Raw genomic sequence first — 2,745 nt, 5'->3', positions numbered from 1 at the left:
TCTACTTCACCCAGACAGCCTTGACCGGAGGTGTCAACTCGATCGTGTCGAACAGTAAATTGCTTGCCAATGTGAATTTCCCTCGACTTGTCATGCCGATTTCGTCCCTTATTGAGGCCTTCGTTGGATTTTTAGTTTCGATTGGTGCCTTCATGGTGATCGTTGGCTTCGCATCGGGTATTTGGCCCGGGCGGTCCGTGTGGATACTGATCCCCATCATCTTGCTCCACACCGTGTTCAACCTCGGTTTATCTGCGATTGTTGCTCGTCTCGCCGTCCCCTTTCGTGACCTCAACAATCTGGTTCCCTATATCACAAGACTCTGGCTCTATATCTCCCCGATTATCCTTACGGCTGAGTTCATTGCGAAGCTTGATGGAACGCAGGCTGCGATATTCGCGGCGAACCCGCTATTTCCGATCTTGATGATCTACCGGGGAGCGCTCATCGGCACTCCGATTGAGATTCGTTATTGGTATCAAGCGGCCGCTTGGTCGTTCGGATTGTTGTTTGTGGGGTTGTTGTCATTCGTCCGGTACGAGGCAAAGATGACGAGGTACCTATGAGCGTCGACGCGATAGTCGCTGAGGGCATCACCGTTCGATTTCGACCGTTTGTCGATAGGAAGCCGACCCTCCGCCGCGCCATTGGATCTCGTAACCACCGCAAGATCGACGAAATTGTCGCTGTCGACAACCTTGACCTCACTGTCAAGAAGGGTGAGGCGTTTGGTGTGATCGGCCGCAACGGTGCCGGCAAGTCAACGTTGCTCAGGGTCCTTGCGAAGACGCTGAAGCCCGATGAAGGAACAATCAGAACATATGGCAAGACTTCGACGCTGTTGTCGCTCGGGGTGGGTTTCAATCTCCAGCTCTCGGGGCGTCGCAATATCTACCTAGGCGGTTTGGCCGCCGGGCTGCGCAAACGTGAGATCGACGAGCGGTTCGACAGCATTGTTGAGTATGCCGAGCTCGAGCATGCAATCGACCGACCCGTAAAGACGTACTCCTCAGGGATGTTTTCCCGTCTGGCTTTCTCGGTCGGCATGGCGCTCGACCCAAACATTATCTTGCTTGATGAGGTTCTCGCCGTGGGCGACGAGGCCTTCCGCGAGAAGTCCCTGGCCTCGATGAAGGAACTTCTCACACGCGCCGGGACGATTGTCTTCGTGTCGCACGCCCTACCCAACGTCGCTTCGTTCTGCGACCGTGCCGCATGGATAGAAAACGGCAGAATCAAAATGCTCGGTGTCGCTGATGAGGTCGTGGAGGCCTATAAATTCGATGCCTTGGGAAAGTCAAAGTGACCGATCGGTCAGCGCTGATCGACCGAGTCGAGGCACCATCGCAAATCTCCTTGCCGCTTCATTTTGATGGCGCGGCCGCTGACTGGAGGTTTCCCTCGCTTGACCGGTCGCAGCTGTCCGGAGCGCCTTTGTCGTTCAGCGATGCGAGCGGATCTAACAGCTGATGGAATTCGGCTCCTGCGGTCGTTCCGATTCTCCCGGGTGACCGAGCTTTACTGCGGCTTACGAAAGTGCGGGATCGGCGGTCAGGTAACTAGCCCCGATTCTTCACGTGGGTTGGGTGGTTGAGGGTGTGATGTCCACGGAAATGCCCTCCTGGTAAGGGATACTGCAGGTGTGAAGCTGGCAAATGTCCCAATAAGAGCGCGCGCAAATAGGCGGGTCATTGGTTCCACTTGTCCGCCCATTTGACGAGTTTGATGGTGAGGATGAGGGCGATGGCGAGGGCCATGGCTGCGAGGCGGTGGATGATGCGCCGGTCGGTGTTTCTGCGGAGCTGCCCGTAGTTCGAGAGCCACGAGTTGGTGCGCTCAACGGGCCACCGCATCCCGAGAGGCACGGGTTTCGGTTTCGCCGCGGTACCTCGTTTGCGTTTACGTGCACAGATCAGGTCGTCGATGCCAGCGTCGGCGACGGTGACCCGTGCCAGCTGGTTGTCGTAGCCTCGGTCGAGGTGCAGCGTCTCGATGTCCATAGCGAGTCCACGGTTTGCAACGGCGTCGAGGGTGGGTCCGAGTAGGACCATGTCGTGGCGGTTCGCCCCCGCAATCGCCCATCCGATTGGGATGCCGTCCCGGTCGGTGCAGATGGACCATTTCCAGCCTTGTTTCCCCCGGTCGGTGGGGTTCCGGCCGGTTCCTTCCCCACCAAACGGTGCCTTATGCTGGGACCCGTCGATCGAAACCTCCGTCAGGTCGAGGCCGATGATCTTGTCATACCCAGCAAGTGCTTCTTCGACAAGCCGGTCGAAGACACCAGCTGTGACCCACTCGTCGCGGCGATTCCGCAGCGTTGTCTCAGAGCCCTTCCCCAGTCGGCCCGCGACATCCCAGGAACACCCCGTCACGAGCCGGAACAGGATCGCCTCGAAACACAGACGGTCAGAGAGCCTGGGCCGGTGACACCCCAACGGATGATCCGCTACGGGCCGTTTCGGGATGAGCGGGGCGACCGCCGCCCAGATGACATCCACCACTTTCGGACTCAAAGCGAGCAGGATAAGTACCTCCACCAGATCGTTGTTGTGTGTTACACCCGGGATCATCCCCGGGAACCAACAACGACTGGTGGATTTCACCTAATTGCGCGCGCTCTAAGTCGCCGACCTACAAGGGCACGTCGTTTGGTTCCGGTGATTGGTACAGGTCGATCTCTCTGGGTGGGGCGGATACATCAGCGCCGTTCGCGGTGAGATCGACCACTGCTCGACCGGACCGCAA

General features: G+C 58.0%; 3 protein-coding genes. 2 read left to right on the top strand and 1 reads right to left on the bottom strand.

Annotated elements, in window-relative coordinates; translation table 11 throughout:
• Window positions 1–44 precede the first annotated feature (44 nt).
• Together IIC71_15155 and IIC71_15150 are read left to right on the top strand one after the other, a co-directional pair.
• Window positions 45–566, top strand: a complete 522-nt coding sequence (locus IIC71_15155) for a hypothetical protein (GenBank protein MCH7670517.1) — start codon at window positions 45–47, stop codon at window positions 564–566.
• Window positions 563–1,306 carry an ABC transporter ATP-binding protein gene (locus IIC71_15150; GenBank protein MCH7670516.1) on the top strand — a complete coding sequence of 248 codons (744 nt, stop codon included), beginning with the start codon at window positions 563–565 and terminating at the stop codon, window positions 1,304–1,306. The genes IIC71_15155 and IIC71_15150 overlap by 4 nt, the downstream gene beginning before the upstream one ends.
• A gap of 382 nt (window positions 1,307–1,688) precedes the next feature.
• Here IIC71_15150 and IIC71_15145 read toward each other — a convergent pair whose 3' ends face one another.
• Window positions 1,689–2,570, bottom strand: a complete 882-nt coding sequence (locus tag IIC71_15145) for an IS5 family transposase (protein MCH7670515.1) — start codon at window positions 2,568–2,570, stop codon at window positions 1,689–1,691.
• Between the last annotated feature and the right edge of the window lie 175 nt (window positions 2,571–2,745).

It is taken from the genome of Acidobacteriota bacterium (assembly GCA_022562055.1).
Classification (GTDB): domain Bacteria; phylum Actinomycetota; class Acidimicrobiia; order Spongiisociales; family UBA5794; genus BMS3BBIN02.
The sequence above is the reverse complement of the archived record's forward strand: the minus strand, read 5'-3'. Positions and strand labels throughout refer to the sequence as shown.

Coding starts and splice junctions, on each gene's coding strand:
- IIC71_15150 (MCH7670516.1), top strand. CDS start 563: ATGAGCGTCGACGCGATAGTCGCTGAGGGCATCACCGTTCGATTTCGA.
- IIC71_15145 (MCH7670515.1), bottom strand. CDS start 2,570: ATGATCCCGGGTGTAACACACAACAACGATCTGGTGGAGGTACTTATC.